We start from the raw sequence: 16,297 nt of genomic DNA, 5'->3' as shown, positions 1-16,297 counted from the left end.
TAGGCATAGCAAGTAGCTGGAAGTTCCGTATACTTGCAGAAAAATAAATAGAAAACCATTTGTTTGTGGTAGAAAGAGGTTTATCATGGCGAATACGAAATTGATTGCCCTGTTGGGGACTCCTCTGGGACAGTCCTTCTCCCCCCGTATGCAGAATGAGGCATATGCGGCAATGGGATTTGACGCCCATTATTTCCTGATGGAGTGCGATAACAATCTTGTTGGCAATAATATTGCTAATATTAAAAAAGACAACAGCTACGCTGGTTTTGCAGTAACCAAGCCCAACAAGGAAGTTGCCGTTCAGTTTATGGATGAGATGGATTCCCTGGCAGAGAAGATGGGAACCATCAATACGGTTGTCCGCAGTGCAGACGGCACTTTGAAGGGCTATAACACGGATGGATACGGCGCGACCAAGTCTTTGCAGCTGGAAGGCGTAAATTTTGAGGAGAGCACCTTCTTTGTCTGGGGCGCGGGCGGCACCGGAAAGTCTGTCTGCTTTACGATGGCACATCTGGGCGCAAAGAAGATGTACATCTGCTCCCGTTCTGAGAAATGCGAGACCCTGGCAAAAGATCTGAACGAGAAATTTGGCCGTGAGGTTGCCGTTGCCATCCGTCAGGCAAATCATGACGAGGTAGTAAAGGCTGCTCAGACCTGCGATGTTCTGATGAATCTGTCCGGTCTTGGCATGAAGGGTCATGAAGGCGAGACTGTAATTGAGAAAGAGAACATTAAACCGAATCAGGTATGCTTTGACGCTACCTACAATCCTCTGAAGACCCAGTTCCTTCTGGATGCGGAGGCTCAGGGATGCAAGATCATCAACGGCCTTGGTATGGTAATTCACCAGGGCGCTCGTCAGATCGAACTGTGGGCCAACGTGGAGGCGGCTCCGGTAGATCAGATGAATAAGACTATCAATGCGATTGTGGATGAGATGAACAAATAATCCATTGAAGTGGAAAGAAAAAAGACCCCCGCATGGGAACAAAAGCGGGGGTCTTTCCAGCAAAGTTTTGTTTTGTCCTTATGTTATCCGAGCGAGGGAATTGTTTCCATCACAAAATCTCGGAATTTACAAGCAGCCGGAAGCAGAGGCGTTTTTTGATACCAATACATGTAAACGGTACGAACGGTTGAATCGATATCGTCCAATTCCATCATATGGATATCAAACTTGTCCATACCATAGGTTCGAGGCAGGATGGAGACTGCCGTGCTGTTCTCGGTAAAGCTGGCCACCATGCTGTCGGTAATGGGAGCCTCTAACACAATATTTGGATGCACGCAGCCCTTTTGAAATAATTGATCGATGGAGAGTCTTGTGCCGCATTTTGGATTGTAAGCGATGAAATCCTGACCGTCCAGTTCTTTTAGGGAGATATGGCTGCGATTGGCCCAGGGATGATTCGAACTAACGGCAGCGACGAGGCGTTCCTGATAAACCGGGTAATAATTTAAGTCCGGGTGATCGGTTTTTGTACCGAAACCAAGATCACACTCTTTTTGTAATAGAAGATGAATCCCTTCATAAGTGCGGTGCTCCGAAAGAGAAAAATGGACGGCGCTGTGAGAGGGATTCTGATAGTATTTTCGAATCAGGTCGGGGATAAAATGATTGCTGAGAGAATTCACAAAGGTAAGACGGACCGTTCCCTGTTCGGGATTGGCCATCAGTTCCAAGGCGCTTCTTCCATTCTCCAGTTCATTGATCGCCCGTTCCACATAAGTAAGAAAACAACGGCCGTATTCCGTCAGACGGATATTTCGGCCGATCTTATAAAATAGAGGCACTTTTAAATCCTGCTCCAGCTCCGCCATGGCATGGCTGAGGCTGGATTGGGAAACCAGGAGCTGCTCGGCAGCCCGCGAATAGTTCTGGTTTTGGGCAATCGCCCGAAAATAATAAAGTTGTTGTAGATTCAATGCGCACCTCCGGGAAGTCCTTTCTGTCATTGTACGTCAGAAGCGGAATTTCGTCAATATCGGGGCGTGCAAAAGAAACCATGGGGGGAAACAGATGGAAAAACAGAACTCACCGACCCGGTCGGTAGAACGGGCGTTAGATATATTGGAATGCTTTTTGCATAAGAAGGAAATGATTTTACTGGAGATCGCAGAACGGACCGGCCTTTCGTCCAGCACGGTACTTCGAATTTTAAATGCGCTCCAAGAACATGACTTTATTGTAAAGAATCCGCAGACGAAGAAGTATCATTTGGGAAGTAAGATTGGCTGGCTGGCAGATATGATTCCCAGCGAGTCTTATGATGAGTTAAAGAAGATTTCGCGTCCGTTTATGGCGGCGCTGAATGAGAAATGGAATGAAGATATTCATCTGTTTGTTCCAGATGGCAATTCAAAGCTTTGTATCGAATCCGTGGATTCCACGAGAGAGCTTCGTCAGGTCGTGAAGGTAGGAAGCCGTCATGATTTGCTTCGAGGCGCGGCAGGGAAAGTAATCTTATCTTATATGGATGCGGAGGATCGAAAAAAGGTTTTGGACGGTTTGGCATTCGATGAGGCAATCTTTGAGAAGGTTCGGGAGAGGGGCTTTGCCTTGAGTCTTGGAGAGCGGGAAGAGGGGCTTTGCGGCCTGGCTGTTCCGGTGATCGATAAGAATGGAAAACTGATGGCGACCATCTCGATGTCTGGGGCGACCGCCCGTTTTGAAAATAATTTGGCAGAGAAAGAAGCGGAGATTGTCCGTGTGGGAAAAGAGATTTCTGCCAGGTGGCAAAACCGATAGGAGGAGACGATGGATTTTTTTGAATTTAAGGACTGGGCTGCTGCACATCAGCTGACCTTTGAGCTGGAAGCGTTTATTTCCTGTTTCCCAGATACGATTATCGTAAAAGACCAGAACGGGAAAGAGGTTTATACCGGGGAATACAATCGTTGGGTGGATTACAGCGATGTGGTAAAGACGATTGAAGAAAATCGTTAAGATAGATTCCAATTGGGAGGAAAAGATATGGACGTCACATTAAATGCAAAATTAGTTTTCTCTCTGTCTGTAGATTGTGCGCCTGCCCTCGAAGTAGGAAAGAACGATGAGGGCTGTCTATTTGTCATTCCCATCACAGGCGGAACTTTTTCCGGGGACGGTATGGGAGAAGGAATCCGTGGAAAGATTCTTCCAGGAGGCGCGGATTGGAACACTCGTTATGGGGTCCATGCGCCGGAGCAAGTGGATGCTTCCCGTGTTTTTGCCAAATATTTGATCCAGACGGACGATGGCGTCCTCATTCACGTGGAAAATGAAGGTTTTAAAAGCTGGAAGCCAGGCGAACAGACCAAAATTGTTACGAATCCACGTTTTCAGGTACAGGCAGGAAAGTATGGCTGGCTGAATTATGGCGTTTATGTCGGTTCTCTGCAGGGCAGAGAAGACAAAAGCGGTGTTGAAATCAACATTTATCGGATGGAATAGCTGCATCTGGAACGTTTTGGCAGACGCGTTGCTTTTACGTTTCTGTAAAGGAGCGGCGGCAGAGTTCCAGCCAGTCCAGATAGGCCTTTTCCCGCATCAAAGCCCCCTGTAAAACCAGATAGTCCCCATGCTCCGGCGTTTTGCGGGGCGGTATTTGGGGAAAGCGGCGGTTGATTTCTTCCAAAGCATCAAGGCGCGCCATATGATGTTTTATTTGGCTATCCAGGAGATGTAGATATTCGTCTGTATTTAGCGAATCCGAATAATACGTGCGAAGCCGGAATACGTCTTTGGGCGTAGGGTCCAGCGGTTCGTCGGAACGCAGCCATTGCTGAAAATCGGCTTCCCCTTGCGGTGTTAAGGAATAGACTTTCTTTTCCAGTTTTTCCCCTTGGATTACGGTTTCATAGGTGATGAGACCTTCATCCAGAAGGCGTTTGAGTTCCGGATAGATTTGGCTGTGGCGGGCGTGCCAGAAACTTGCCAATGCATTGTCGCTGAATTCACGGGCAATATCATATCCGCTGATGGGGCCGCGTTTCATCAGGCCTAAAATGGCATATTTTAATGTTCGCATAGATGCTCCTTTGATTCGATGAGGATTTTACGCGTTCTATTATACCCAGTTTTCGCTTTTCTGTCAAAGAGCAGAGGATACCTTCCATTGGCAAGAGCATATAGGAGGAAAAGCAGGCAATTCGATCGGCAGAGTAGATTGACAGAAGAAGGCGAATGAAGTAAACTAAGAGAAATATCGGAAGGGAGATATTTGTATGAACCGAAAATTTAAGCCGGGAAAGCGGCTCATGAAAATGAAAAACCTGGCGATTATTGCTTGTCTGCTTATCGTTTTCGTATTCTATTTCATTTATCGTTATCTATTTCAGGCATCGTTTCCTCAGTTTGTCGGTTTGCCGATGGCAATTTTATTTGTTCTGTTTGGCGTTTTGGTCTATAAGGCGGTTACTTGGTTTTATAATAAGTACGCGGAAGGCACCTACTATATCGTGACGGACGACGCTCTTGTAGTCGGAGTGGGGAAAACGGAAAAGAAATATTCTTGGAATAAATTTAAAAAGGCGCGCTTAAACATGAACGCGCTGCGTGCTGTTTGTCCGGTTGTGTTCCAGATCGGAGAGGAAGAATTAAAATTAAATCAGTATGTAGAGGATATCTATGAGCTGGTGAATCGAATTTTGCAAAGAATTGAGCCTTATGCGGAGATTGACGAGGAATTGAAGCAGAGGACCCAGGCAATGAAGGGGATTTATTAAAGACCGAAAAGGGGCGAATAAGATTGGAATTATGTTGTAAACATTGGAAAATTGCACCGGACACCTACGCGATCCAATGTCCGGGATACCTGCCGGGACCAGGTAGACTGCCGGGCTGGGGATATGTGATTTCTTACTTGATCGTAGGGGAAGAAAAAGCGCTTTTGCAGGACACGGGTTACGGAAATACGGATTTGCGGGGCTATGTAAAACAGCTATGCGACAAGCCTTTGATTGTCGTCAATTCCCACGTCCATCCGGACCATTCCGGTGGAAACAGCCAATTTGATACGGTTTATGTGTTGGAAGGGGAAGTGGAGTCTGAAAAGCCGGTTTATTTTCCGCAAAGCGGAGAACGGGCCAGATGTCAGGCGGTGATCGATGCAGGCGATTACCAATTTGCTTTTTGGAAGGACGGTCAGGTGATCGACCTGGGAAACCGGGAAGTGGAGGCACTGCGTATCGAGGGCCACAGCAAAGGCTCCATGGCGCTTTTTGACCGGAAAACCCGGTTTTTATTTAGTGGAGACGCCATTTTAAAACGGGTTCTGTTGTTCGGTGATGTGCCCTTAAGCGGCTATCGCGCCGCCTTAGTGCGAACCGAGGAGCGTTATGATTTTGCGGATATCTACGGCAGCCATTGGTACGAGCCTTTGGGCAAGGATTATATCGGCAAGATGCTGGATTTGATCGACAGCTATGACCCGAAAAATACAGAGTCTGCGCCTTGGATGGAAGATAAGGACATGGTGATGTTCTGCCATGGGAACGCCTTTGAAGAAAAGGATTTTTGCGCCATTGGATTTCCTTCCGATGGTTGGGAAATGATGAAAAAATAGAGGAGGGATTGCCCTCCTCTATTTTTCTAGGATTTGTCCGCAGTTTCTTTCTTTTGCGCATTTCCAGATCAGCCGTGCCGCCATGACGTCGAAGAGCCCCATTCCCACGGATTTGTAGTAGCGGGTTTCGTCTAACGGCGGCGTCTGGCCGGAGTTCTTTTGATAGAGGAAATCCGCCATGTAATGTACGTCTTCCTGGTGCAGCAGCCCTTTTTGAAGCGGCTGGCATAAGTCGCCGCTTTCTTCGCAGGCGAAGGGAAGATCCGTCAGGACCGTTTTGGTAGTCTGCCAGATGGCATCGGGAATTTCTTTGTGGTCGGGAAGCCAAGAACCGATGGCGACGACACATTTCTTGCGGAACAAAGATGGGTCTTCCGGAAAAACAGGCGTCTGTGCCTGGGTGGCGGTAAGGATAATGTCGCTTTTTTCCGCGACCTCGCGGCTATTGGAACATACGGTGATGGAAAGATGCCTGAAAGCGGTCATTTCTTTTAGTCGCTCGATGAAATCTGTATAATCTTTTCGGTACATATCATACAAATAGCATTCTTGAATCGGGCGGACCTGGCAGGCGTATACCAGCTGGTGGAGACCTTGAACGCCGCAGCCCACTAGACCAACGCTTGTACTGTCAGGGTAGGATAAATGGCGGATGGCCACTCCGCCGACGGCGCCGGTGCGCAGAGCGGTCAGAGTACTGCCATCCATAATCGCAATGGGCTGACCGGTTTCCTGGTCATTGAGAATCATCAGTCCGCTTAGATAGGGAAGTCCTTTGGCTGGATTTTCTGGGAATTCCGCCAGCATTTTTGTGCCGATGACATCTTTCGCAAAACAGGGCATGTAGAGCATTTTTCTGTTCTGGTAACTGGCGGTGTAGCGGTCTGGCATATGATAGCTTCCCTGGTGGTAGCAAAGAAATGCCTCTTCAATGGCATCCATCATTTCGTCATATCCCACAGCTTTTCGCATTTCTCGATCGTTTAGATACAGCATGGCAAAGCTCCCTTCTGCTCTTGTCATGAATCTTTATTTATTGAACGTATCATTTTTCCGTGGGGATGTCAATCATAAAAGGCTTCCGCTTGCGAGGTTTTATGGTAAAATGGAACGATAGGAGGTATGACAATGCCGGATATTACCATGATGACCATGGAACAGGTTTCTGCCATGGTGGAAAAGGGTGAGGTTTCTTCGGTGGAATTGGTGGAAGCCTGTCTGAAACGGATCCAAGCGTTGAATCCCAAAATGAACGCTTATGTATATGTGATGGCGGACGAGGCTAGAAAGGCAGCCAGAAAAGCCGATGAAGAGATCAGAAATGGACATTACCGGGGAAAACTTCATGGAATCCCGGTAGCGTTAAAAGACTTATATTACACAGAGGGAATCCCGACTACCGGCAGTTCGGAAGTGCTAAGAGATTTTATCCCGGAGTATGATGCTACGATCACAAAACGTTTAAAGGATGCCGGCGCTATTTTGATGGGGAAGACCAATACCCATGAGTTTGCCTTTGGTCCCACGACGGAAGAAACTTGTTTTGGTCCAACCAAAAATCCCTGGAATCCAGCGAAGATTCCGGGAGGCTCTTCCGGTGGTTCTGGAGCGGCGGCCGCCACTGGCATGGCCTATGTGGCGATGGGAACGGATACCGGAGGCTCCATTCGTATTCCGGCGGCTATGTGTGGAACCGTGGGATTTAAACCGAGCGTTGGCTTGGCCAGCCTTTACGGTATCATTGCGCTTAGCTTTAATCTGGATCATCCGGGGCCCTTGTGCCGCAGCGTGGCGGATGCCGCGATTACGATGGACGCGATTACCGGAACAGATCCGCTGGATCCCTGTCCTTATGCCGTAGCAGGAGAATCGACTCATTTTTATGAGGGATTGGCGGATGTGACGGATTTGAAGGGAAAAGTGATCGGCGTGCCGACGAATTTCTTCTTTGATAAAACCGATTATGAGGTGGAACGGGTGGCCCGTGAAGCAATTGCCCGCCTCAAAGAGCTTGGGGCTGAGGTGCGGGAGATTACCATTCCAGCTTTGGAGCTGGTTACAGATGCGTCTACCTGTATTATGTTCAGCGAGGCCGCCTATCTACATAAGGACCGTTACCCGGCTATGAAGGAAAAATATCAGGCTGGCGTTGCGGCCCGGTTAGACGAGGGCGGAGCTTACACGGCGGTACAATACATTCAGGCTTTGCATGAACGGGATATCATTATGGAAGAGTGGGAGAAAGCGTTGCAGGAAGTAGATGCCGTCGCAGCGCCTACCTGCCCGATCGAAGCCTTTGACCGGGGACTGACACCGCCTTGGAATATCGTAACCAGAGGGCAGGTGGAGCCCGGAAAGCCGATGTGCACATATCATACTCGTTTGGCGGATATGACTGGCGCCCCGGCGCTTTCCCTGCCGGTTGGCTTGACAAAGAACCAGTTGCCGGTCGGGCTTATGATCATGGGCCGCCGTGGCGACGATTTGGGGGTACTGCGGATTGGATACGCTTATGAAAAACATTATTCTTATCCGGAACTGAAATTTTAACGGTAGAAAAGGGAACTGGAAAAGTTCCTTTGCAAGAACAAAAAATAATAATCCTACTAGAAAATGTATCCAGAGAAGGAGGAATAAAGTCAATTAGACGGATTCCTCCTTTTTCCGTTGGAATAATTCTCCTATTAAGATATTGACGATACGATTGGGAGAAGTGATGTAGACAATATGGGAGCAAAGGTATGGTGCGTTTTACATTTTTATATATGTAAATATTGACATGTTTGAATTGTAGTGATATAGTGGAACCATCAGAATTCATCCATGCGAAGGAGGCAGCATATGAAGTACGCAAAATTGTTTTCTCCGGTAAAAATCGGGAATGTGACGATTAAAAACCGGTTTGCGATGGCGCCGATGGGTCCGCTGGGCCTGGCGGATGCAGACGGCGGATTTAATCAGCGCGGCATCGATTATTATACGGAGCGCGCCAAGGGCGGCACTGGCTTGATTATTACCGGCGTGACTTTTGTAGAAAATGAGATTGAGGAACACGGTATGCCCAACTGTCCTTGTTCCACTCACAATCCGGTTCATTTTGTCCGGACTGCCCGTGAGATGACCGAAAGAATCCATGCTTACAATGCAAAGGTATTCTTGCAGATGTCCGGTGGTTTTGGCCGTGTGACGATTCCTACCAACCTGGGTGAATTCCCTCCGGTAGCTCCGTCCCCGATTCAGCACCGCTGGCTGGACAAAACCTGCCGTGCCTTGACGGTAGAAGAGATCCGGTCTATCGTAAAGAAATTTGGCGAAGGCGCGTACAATGCAAAACGCGCTGGCTTTGACGGCGTGCAGATTCACGCGGTACATGAGGGCTATCTGATCGACCAGTTTGCGATTGCCCTGTTTAACCAGAGAACCGACGAATACGGCGGAAGCTTGGAAAATCGCCTCCGTTTTGCCAAGGAGATTGTGGAAGAGATCAAAGCCCGCTGCGGCAAGGACTTTGTTGTAACCTTGCGTTACAGCCCGAAGAGCTTTATCAAGGAACTTCGGGTCGGCGGTCTGCCGGGCGAGGAATTTGAAGAGAAGGGCCGTGATCTGGAAGAAGGCGTAGCAGCCGCGAAATTGTTGGTTTCCTACGGGTATGATGCGTTGGATACGGATGTGGGAAGTTATGACGCCTGGTGGTGGAGTCATCCGCCGATGTACCAGGAGAAAGGGCTGTACCGTCCTTACTGTAAATTGATGAAGGAAAATGTGGATGTTCCTGTGATCTGTGCCGGTCGTATGGATGACCCGGATATGGCGCTGGAAGCGATCGAGAATGGAACCTGCGATATGATCAGCATGGGCCGCCCTCTGTTGGCAGACCCGGATTACTGCAATAAATTGCGCGCTGGCCGCGTGGATGAGATCCGCCCCTGCATTTCCTGTCAGGAAGGCTGCATGGGACGTATTCAGGAATATTCCATGATCAACTGCGCGGTGAATCCCCAGGCGGCAAGAGAGCGTTTTATGGCGTATACCCCGGTTGTAAAAGCGAAAAAAGTGATGGTCGTTGGCGGAGGCGTGGCTGGCTGTGAGGCGGCCCGCGTGTTGGCAACCCGCGGCCATAAGCCGGAGGTATTTGAGGCGACGGATCATCTGGGCGGAAACCTGATTCCAGGCGGCGCGCCGGATTTCAAAGAGGATGACATTGCTCTGGCCAATTGGTTCAAACGCCAGTTAGAGCTTTTGGAGGTTCCGGTTCACTATAACACAAAGGTGACAAAAGAGATGGTTCTGGCCGGAGGCTTTGACGCTGTCATCTGTGCGACCGGTTCCACGCCGAAGATGTTCCCGCTGGGCGACGACGACAAGGTTTATTCCGCGGCGGATGTGCTCACTGGCGCCAAGCAGGCAGGCGATACGATGGTTGTGGTCGGCGGCGGCCTGGTGGGATGTGAGACTGCTTTGTGGCTGGCGCAGCAGGGGAAAAAGGTAACGATCGTGGAGGCTCTGCCGAAGATCCTGGCGCTGAACGGACCGCTTTGCCATGCGAACAGCGAGATGTTGGAGCGTTTGATTCCGTTCCATGGAATCGAAGTGGTGGCTGGCGCTAGAGTCACTGGGTACAAAGATGGATTCCTATCCGCGACTGTGGAAGGAGAAGAAAAGAAGATTCCCTGCGACGGCGTGATTCTTTCCGTGGGATACCGGGAGAATAACTCCTTGTATCAGGAACTGGAATTTGAGGTTCCGGAGATTTATCAGCTGGGAGACGCCAAGAAGGTGGCGAACATTATGTATGCCATCTGGGATGCCTTTGAGGTGGCAAACCATATCTAAAGAAAGAGTGTTGAGATAAAGCAGGAAAGCGCGGCCAAATACCGTTGGGAGGACAGCATTTGGCCGCTTTTCCTTGCGCTGGAAAGAAGAGGAAATAGAAGATGAAAAAGGAAATGACCGCGGAGGAACTGACAAAAAAACGCTGGCTCATGGTGGTAATCAGCGGGCTGATGAATATCTGCGCAGGTTCTCTTTATACCTGGAGCGTTTTTTCCTCTCCGATGGCGGAGTTTTTAAATCAAAGAAACGGGCTAAGCCTTACGGCAGGAAGCCTGGCGATTGTGTTTACTGTGGCAAATTCTGTCGGTCCGATCACGATGATTTCGGGCGGCTTTATCAATGATAAATTGGGCCCGAAATGGGTGCTTTTTTTAGGCGGATTTTTATTCGGCGGAGGATTTTTGCTGTCCGGATTTGCCGTCAATACCGCTATGCTGACAGCGGGGTTTGGTATTTGCAGCGGCCTTGCCATGGGAATGATTTATGGCTGTTCGGTCAGCAATGCGGTAAAGCTGTTTCCGGACCGGCGTGGGATGATCGGTGGGATTATGACAGCTACCTATGGCTTGAGTTCCGTTTTAGTGCCTCCGATTGCAAATCGCCTGATTCAAAGTCTTGGTGTGACGGCAGCTTTTAAGATTTTGGGTGCGGTTTTTGTGCTGGTGCTTTGTGTGGGCAGCTTTTTTATTGTTCCCTGCCCTTCCAATTTTGTACCGATAGGTTGGAATCCACCTGCAGTTCAGAAAGGAAGCCCTTCACGGGAAAAAAATTGGAACGGTATGCTTCGGACGCCGGTCTTTTATGTGATGTTGGCGATTTTAGTCTGTGGAGCCTTCTCTGGCCTGATGCTGATTTCCCAGGCATCTAATATGGCCCAGCAGATGGTAGGCATGTCTGCGGAGGCCGCCGCCATTGTGGTTTCTGTTTTGGCTCTATTTAATGTGGCGGGGCGCGTGGTTTCCGGTTGGCTTTCCGACCGGATTGGCCGGATTCGTACGTTGGAGATTGCTTTTTTGATTGCGGTTGCCGGTCTTTTGATGCTTCTTATCAGCAATGGAAACGTAGTAGTATTTTACGGAGGCATTTCTTTTGTTGGTTTCTGTTTTGGCTCGTTGATGGGAATTTATCCGGGATTTACTGCCGATCGCTTCGGCCAGAAGAATAACAGTGTCAATTATGGAATTATGTTTATCGGGTTTGCCCTGGCAGGTTTATTTGGTCCGATGAGTATGAATCTGATGTATCAAAATTCTGGCAGCTACCGGCCGGCCTTTCTTGTCAGCATGGTGCTGGCAATCATCGGGATTTTGCTGGCGCAGGTCTATAAGGCGTTGGCGAAGAAAGAGGGATAGGCCCAACGTTCTTTGGAATGGAGCAAGAAAAATAAAAAGAAAGATAGAAGAAGGACAAGCAGAAATTTGCTATGTCCTTTTTCTGATGGAAGGCAGCTTTTTCGGAACGCAGATATAAAACATTTACAGATTGTTGCTTGACAGTGGTGAAATTAAATGATAAATAGAAAGAGACATTGTAAACCGGGAGGTATCTAAGGAGGAAGATACATTGGAAAAGAAAAAAACGAGATTATCGGTCTGTGGAATTTTAGCATCCTTGATCTTTTTTGTGGCAGGATGGAAGCTTTTGATGACCAGCGGCGTGGCGAGGGACAATCAGATTTATGTCCGGGATTTCTTTTCATTGGGACTTTGGGTTGTGCTTTTTGGCAGCGTGCTGCTGTTTTTTCTAACGTGGTTGTATCATAAGTCGCAAAGAATCCCTTTTGGGCTGGCTCTTGGAGTTTTTCTTTTATTTGTCTGCTATGCTCTGGTCGTCTGTATCGGCTGGAAGATATCTTTTGAGGAACTCCGGGAGGGACGTGAGCTTTTGGAGGCGGCGCAAAATTGGTTGCTCTGAATGAAAAGGGCGGCAATTTATTGATTTTAATCATAGAAAAAGAATCGCAGTTACCGGAAGAAAACAGGAGTAAAAAGAATGAAAACAGCAGAGTGCGCCCGTGCGCTTAGCAGGGAGATTGGGAAAATTATCGTAGGAAAAAGGGATATTGTAGATTTGGTGATAACCGCCGTATTATCCGGCGGTCATGTACTGTTAGATGATCTTCCGGGAAGCGGGAAGACTACCTTGGTACGGACCCTGGCGTTGGCCCTTGGCTGCGAGTATAAGCGGATTCAGTTTACCCCGGATTTATTGCCGTCGGACGTTCTGGGTATGACGGTGTTTAACCAGAAAACGGGAGATTTTGAACGAAAGGTAGGACCGATTCGCACGAATCTTTTGCTGGCCGATGAGATCAACCGGGCGATCCCTCGAACCCAGTCGGCGCTGCTGGAAGCCATGGAAGAGCGCCAGATCACCATCGATGGAGAAACCTATCCGCAGCCGGACCCATTCTTCGTGATGGCTACCCAGAATCCGGTAGAGAAAGAGAGCACGTTTCCTCTTCCGGCAGCGCAGATGGATCGGTTTTTTATGAAGCTGTCTATGGGGTATCCTAGCCGGGAGGAAGAGGTGCAGATGCTTTCTGAATTGGGGGACGAGACCCCTTATCAAAAGGTGGAAGCAGCGGCCTCTCCGGGTTTGCTGCAGGAAATTCGAGGGGAAATCCGAGAGATTTATTTGAGCGAGGAGATGAAAGGGTATATCGTAGAGTTGGTACACCGGACGAGAGAGCACAGTATGCTAAAAACCGGTGCAAGCCCCCGGGCTTCCCGTTCTTTGTTTCAGGGAAGCAAAACCTGTGCGGCCATGGCCGGCAGGGACTATGTGACGCCGGAGGATGTGCAAAAGTTGATCGTGCCGGTGTTATCCCACCGAGTCGTGCTGACCGGAGACGCGCGCTACAGCGGCAGGTCGCCGGAGGAACTGTTGAGAGAAATGATCCGGGATACGCCGGTCCCGCCTGCGAAAGAAGCGTGGTTTGATGGAAAAGCAAAAGGAATTCGGGAGTAATTTTGTCAGCCGCGGCGCTCTTTTCTTTCTGCTGGCGCTGGTGGTGATTACCAGCTACTATGAGATGGGAGTGCTTCCCGCGTTTTTGTTATTGGTATTTCTTTTGGCCGCGGTTTCACTGATTTGGGGGAAAAGCTCTCTCCGGCATTTGAAACTTTCTCTGGAGGGAAAAAGTGCCAGCAGCTTTCCGGGGGAAGAGATTCCTTTTACGTTGGTTGTGGAGAACGAGAAATGGCTTCCTGTGATCTGGTTGGATTTAGAGCTTCCAGAGCCCCGGCGAAACTGTGTGGATTTGGAAGGCGGTTTTTGCAGAAAATTCACCTGGCTGATGCCGCATCAAATGCTGCGGTGGGAAAGCCGAATGCGGGCAAATAGGCGGGGCGTTTACTTTTTATCAGAAGCAGAGCTGACCTCCGGGGATGGGTTCGGCCTTTCTGTAGAACATCAAAAGAACTCTTTTTCATCCAGCTTTTCTTTTGTGATTTATCCCCGCGTGAAGCCGGTGGATGTTTCCAGGTTTTTAGAAGAATATTCCGAGCTGCAAAAAGGAAGCTGGGGGCATCAGGAGGATGTTACTTTATTGAAGAGCAGTCGTGGGTATCAGCCGGGAGATGCGGGAAAGAGAATCAATTGGAGGATTCTGGCCCGGCAGTCGGAATTGGTGGTCAATGTTTATGAGACCGTTCAACCCAGGAATGCCTGCTTTTTGCTGGATCTGGATTCCTTTACCAAGAGAGAAACCATAGAAGAGGACGGAGAGAAAAAAGAGGTTTTACAGGAATTTCACGAGGAGGAGATGGAGGATATGCTGAGCCTGACGGCTTCCTGCATCGCCTCACTGGCGGAGCGTCAAGTATTTTGCAGCCTGGTACTACCGACGATTGGAACACAGGAAGGACAGGTATTCTTTCCGGAATCCCTGGACGGCATGGTTCCGGAGCTTTTGACAAGGCTTGCCTTTTTGGAGTACGCGGGGGAGCGGAGCTTTCTTGCGGAAGAGGCGGTTTTGGCCGCGGAGCATCGGTTTGGAAAATTATATGTGGTGACGGAAAGTCCCGGCGCGCTTCGCTGCCGCGCTGTTTTGGAAAAAGTGGAGGATAGCCATATTCGGCTGCTGGTGAAATCAAAAGAAGGGGAACGGCAAGGCGGCGATTATTCCCTTTGGGAAGCGCAGGAATTGTGGAGGGAAAGAGGATGAGCCAGAAACAAAAGATGGGAATTCAGCTGGCCATGCTCTTGGCGGATGTGGTGCTGATGGGAAGCGTGCTGGCGATTTATACTCTACGGCAAACCGATGAAATGCGTCTCTACTTATTTCCCTGGTGGATGGTTTTGGCGGCGGGATGGATTCTAAATCGGATTTTTACCGTAAAAAAAGCGCCGGTGAATTTAGCTCTTGCGGTGGATGGGATTTTGACGGTGCTCTTTATTTTTGCAGGGCAAAATCTTTTAAGCCTGGGGCAGGAATCCTTTGGCTCCAGAATTTTATTGGGCGGACTGCTGGCAGGATCTTTTATTCACAGTGCATCCATGCCGATGAGCGAGCCAAGGCAAAATCAGCTGGTTCTGTATCTGGACGGTTTGGTGGCGTGCCTGGCGATTTTGATGGTCTTAAACCGAGTGGGGAGTTTGAAGGGAATCGAAGGTCTGCTGACCTTTGGCGGATTATCCGCGGGAGGGCTTTTGCTGGCTCTGATATCTTCCCGGATCCGTACCCCTGGTATCGAACGCCTGGAAGGGAAAAAGGGGCAAGGATGGATGGTTCTTGGGGCGATCTTGGCGGTTGCGGTTGCTGTGGCATTTTTTGCTGGAACCCATCTGTCTGCGATTTCTTCTGGCATTGTTTTTTGCGTAACGCTTGCGGTAGATGGAATTTGGGCGGTTCTTTGCTTCATCGGGCGGGGCGTACAAAATTTTCTCCTTTGGCTTGCTTCGCTTTTTCCTTCTTCCGATGGCGAGATATTCCTGCCGGAGCCGGAGACAGGAGCGGCTATGGAAGCGGCGGAGGCAGTAGATAGCGGCAGCGGAATGCTGCTAGGGATCATGGCGGCTCTTTGGATCGCGGCGGCATTGGTCTGGTTGATGCGTCAGTTGAGAGGAAAGCGGCTGACTGGTTTTTCAAAAGAAGGGGCAGGAAGCCAGACCGGACGAGAACGGATCAAAAAACGTCCATGGGGCTGGTTCCGGCGCAAATGGAGAGAACTGTACTTTTGGTGTCAGTATCTGGGACACAAGAGGACGCCTGCGGGAATTCTCGTTTTGGCGGAGCATCAGGGAAAGAAGGCGGGGATTGGCAGGGCAGAATCGGAGAGCGGGCCGGCTTATTTACGTAGACTGGCGGCATCCGGAGCGGATTCCTCTTTTTGGTGCCTTAGGGAAGCTGCCGACGCATTGGAGAAAACGTTTTATGGGGCGAAAGAACCAACCTTGGAGCCAACGATGATTTCTGCTTGCCGTAAGGCGTTGAAAGGATTAAAAAAATGACGGAACGAAAAGAAGTGATTGCCTATTGCCAAAGCCTTCCTGGGGCTTATGAAGATTATCCGTTCCATGACGCCAACTGGACGGTTATGCGGTGCCGGAGCAGCCGGAAAAGTTTTGCTTTGATCTTTGAGCGGGAGGGAAACATCTGGGTGAATGTAAAGTGCAGCCCGGAGTGGATTTTATTTTGGCGGGAGGCTTTTGAGGCTGTGGTTCCCGCCTATCATATGAATAAGAAGCACTGGAATTCACTGATCCTGAATGGGAGTATCCCGGAAGAAGACGTGAAGAGGATGATTCGGGAGAGCTATGAGTTGGTGATGGGAAGGACAATGAAAACGAGAAATATATAATGGAGAGCATTCCGGTTCCTGTTTTCAAAAAGAACAACCACGGAGAAGGGCTAAGAAGAGTGGAACGTCCACTGTCTTTTGTCCTTCTCTTTATTTTTTGACACCTGA

The 16,297-nt window shown here is 49.3% G+C and carries 17 protein-coding genes; 14 read left to right on the top strand and 3 right to left on the bottom strand.

Annotated elements, in window-relative coordinates:
• Positions 1-85: 85 nt before the first annotated feature.
• Positions 86-955, top strand: coding sequence for a shikimate dehydrogenase family protein (locus tag ACCC71_RS08230; protein WP_434309151.1), 870 nt, complete (start codon positions 86-88; stop codon positions 953-955).
• 83 nt (positions 956-1,038) lie between these two features.
• On the opposite strand, the gene ACCC71_RS08225 is transcribed toward ACCC71_RS08230, so the two are convergent.
• Positions 1,039-1,932 carry a LysR family transcriptional regulator gene (locus ACCC71_RS08225; protein ID WP_434309150.1) on the bottom strand — a complete coding sequence of 298 codons (894 nt, stop codon included), beginning with the start codon at positions 1,930-1,932 and terminating at the stop codon, positions 1,039-1,041.
• Positions 1,933-2,026: 94 nt separating this feature from the next.
• Here ACCC71_RS08225 and ACCC71_RS08220 point away from each other — a divergent pair, with 94 nt between their 5' ends.
• Genes ACCC71_RS08220 through ACCC71_RS08210 form a run of 3 tightly spaced genes read left to right on the top strand, consistent with a single transcriptional unit; the run spans position 2,027 to position 3,439 of the window.
• Entirely contained in the window at positions 2,027-2,755 is a 729-nt protein-coding gene (locus ACCC71_RS08220) for an IclR family transcriptional regulator (protein WP_434309149.1), read from the top strand.
• A 9-nt stretch (positions 2,756-2,764) separates the two neighbouring features.
• Positions 2,765-2,953, top strand: coding sequence for a hypothetical protein (locus ACCC71_RS08215; protein WP_434309148.1), 189 nt, complete (start codon positions 2,765-2,767; stop codon positions 2,951-2,953).
• Positions 2,954-2,980: 27 nt separating this feature from the next.
• Positions 2,981-3,439: a DUF3237 domain-containing protein gene (locus tag ACCC71_RS08210; protein WP_434309147.1), complete on the top strand. Its 459-nt coding sequence runs from the start codon at positions 2,981-2,983 to the stop codon at positions 3,437-3,439.
• A 34-nt stretch (positions 3,440-3,473) separates the two neighbouring features.
• Here ACCC71_RS08210 and ACCC71_RS08205 read toward each other — a convergent pair whose 3' ends face one another.
• The gene (locus tag ACCC71_RS08205; protein ID WP_434309146.1) at positions 3,474-4,016 is read right to left on the bottom strand and encodes a PadR family transcriptional regulator; all 543 of its coding nucleotides are present in this window, start codon (positions 4,014-4,016) and stop codon (positions 3,474-3,476) included.
• A gap of 196 nt (positions 4,017-4,212) precedes the next feature.
• Between ACCC71_RS08205 and ACCC71_RS08200 the strand changes: the two genes are divergently transcribed.
• Positions 4,213-4,713 (top strand): hypothetical protein, encoded by a 501-nt coding sequence (locus ACCC71_RS08200; RefSeq protein WP_434309145.1) that lies wholly within the window; start codon positions 4,213-4,215, stop codon positions 4,711-4,713.
• Positions 4,714-4,736: 23 nt separating this feature from the next.
• Positions 4,737-5,552, top strand: coding sequence for an MBL fold metallo-hydrolase (locus tag ACCC71_RS08195; protein ID WP_434309144.1), 816 nt, complete (start codon positions 4,737-4,739; stop codon positions 5,550-5,552).
• An 18-nt stretch (positions 5,553-5,570) separates the two neighbouring features.
• Here ACCC71_RS08195 and ACCC71_RS08190 read toward each other — a convergent pair whose 3' ends face one another.
• Complete coding sequence (locus ACCC71_RS08190; RefSeq protein WP_434309143.1) at positions 5,571-6,548, bottom strand: ornithine cyclodeaminase family protein; 978 nt, start codon at positions 6,546-6,548, stop codon at positions 5,571-5,573.
• Between the two features lie 132 nt (positions 6,549-6,680).
• On the opposite strand from ACCC71_RS08190, the gene ACCC71_RS08185 reads away from it, so the two are divergent.
• The 8 genes from ACCC71_RS08185 to ACCC71_RS08150 all read left to right on the top strand — a co-directional run bounded on the left by ACCC71_RS08185 (position 6,681) and on the right by ACCC71_RS08150 (position 16,189).
• Entirely contained in the window at positions 6,681-8,102 is a 1,422-nt protein-coding gene (locus ACCC71_RS08185; RefSeq protein WP_434309142.1) for an amidase, read from the top strand.
• A 291-nt stretch (positions 8,103-8,393) separates the two neighbouring features.
• The gene (locus ACCC71_RS08180) at positions 8,394-10,385 is read left to right on the top strand and encodes an FAD-dependent oxidoreductase (protein WP_434309141.1); all 1,992 of its coding nucleotides are present in this window, start codon (positions 8,394-8,396) and stop codon (positions 10,383-10,385) included.
• A gap of 101 nt (positions 10,386-10,486) precedes the next feature.
• On the top strand, positions 10,487-11,737 hold the full coding sequence (locus ACCC71_RS08175; protein ID WP_434309140.1) for an L-lactate MFS transporter: 1,251 nt from the start codon (positions 10,487-10,489) through the stop codon (positions 11,735-11,737).
• Between the two features lie 211 nt (positions 11,738-11,948).
• Positions 11,949-12,299 carry a hypothetical protein gene (locus ACCC71_RS08170; protein ID WP_434309139.1) on the top strand — a complete coding sequence of 117 codons (351 nt, stop codon included), beginning with the start codon at positions 11,949-11,951 and terminating at the stop codon, positions 12,297-12,299.
• Between the two features lie 78 nt (positions 12,300-12,377).
• Positions 12,378-13,355, top strand: a complete 978-nt coding sequence (locus tag ACCC71_RS08165; protein ID WP_434309138.1) for an AAA family ATPase — start codon at positions 12,378-12,380, stop codon at positions 13,353-13,355.
• Positions 13,327-14,553, top strand: coding sequence for a DUF58 domain-containing protein (locus ACCC71_RS08160; RefSeq protein ID WP_434309137.1), 1,227 nt, complete (start codon positions 13,327-13,329; stop codon positions 14,551-14,553). The genes ACCC71_RS08165 and ACCC71_RS08160 overlap by 29 nt, the downstream gene beginning before the upstream one ends.
• Positions 14,550-15,839: a hypothetical protein gene (locus tag ACCC71_RS08155; protein WP_434309136.1), complete on the top strand. Its 1,290-nt coding sequence runs from the start codon at positions 14,550-14,552 to the stop codon at positions 15,837-15,839. The genes ACCC71_RS08160 and ACCC71_RS08155 overlap by 4 nt, the downstream gene beginning before the upstream one ends.
• Positions 15,836-16,189 (top strand): MmcQ/YjbR family DNA-binding protein, encoded by a 354-nt coding sequence (locus tag ACCC71_RS08150; protein ID WP_434309135.1) that lies wholly within the window; start codon positions 15,836-15,838, stop codon positions 16,187-16,189. The genes ACCC71_RS08155 and ACCC71_RS08150 overlap by 4 nt, the downstream gene beginning before the upstream one ends.
• The last annotated feature ends 108 nt before the right edge of the window (positions 16,190-16,297 follow it).

The sequence above is a fragment of the Hominifimenecus sp. rT4P-3 genome (assembly GCF_051055405.1).
Classification (GTDB): domain Bacteria; phylum Bacillota; class Clostridia; order Lachnospirales; family Lachnospiraceae; genus Pseudolachnospira.
This window is presented reverse-complemented; position numbering and strand designations above follow the sequence as displayed.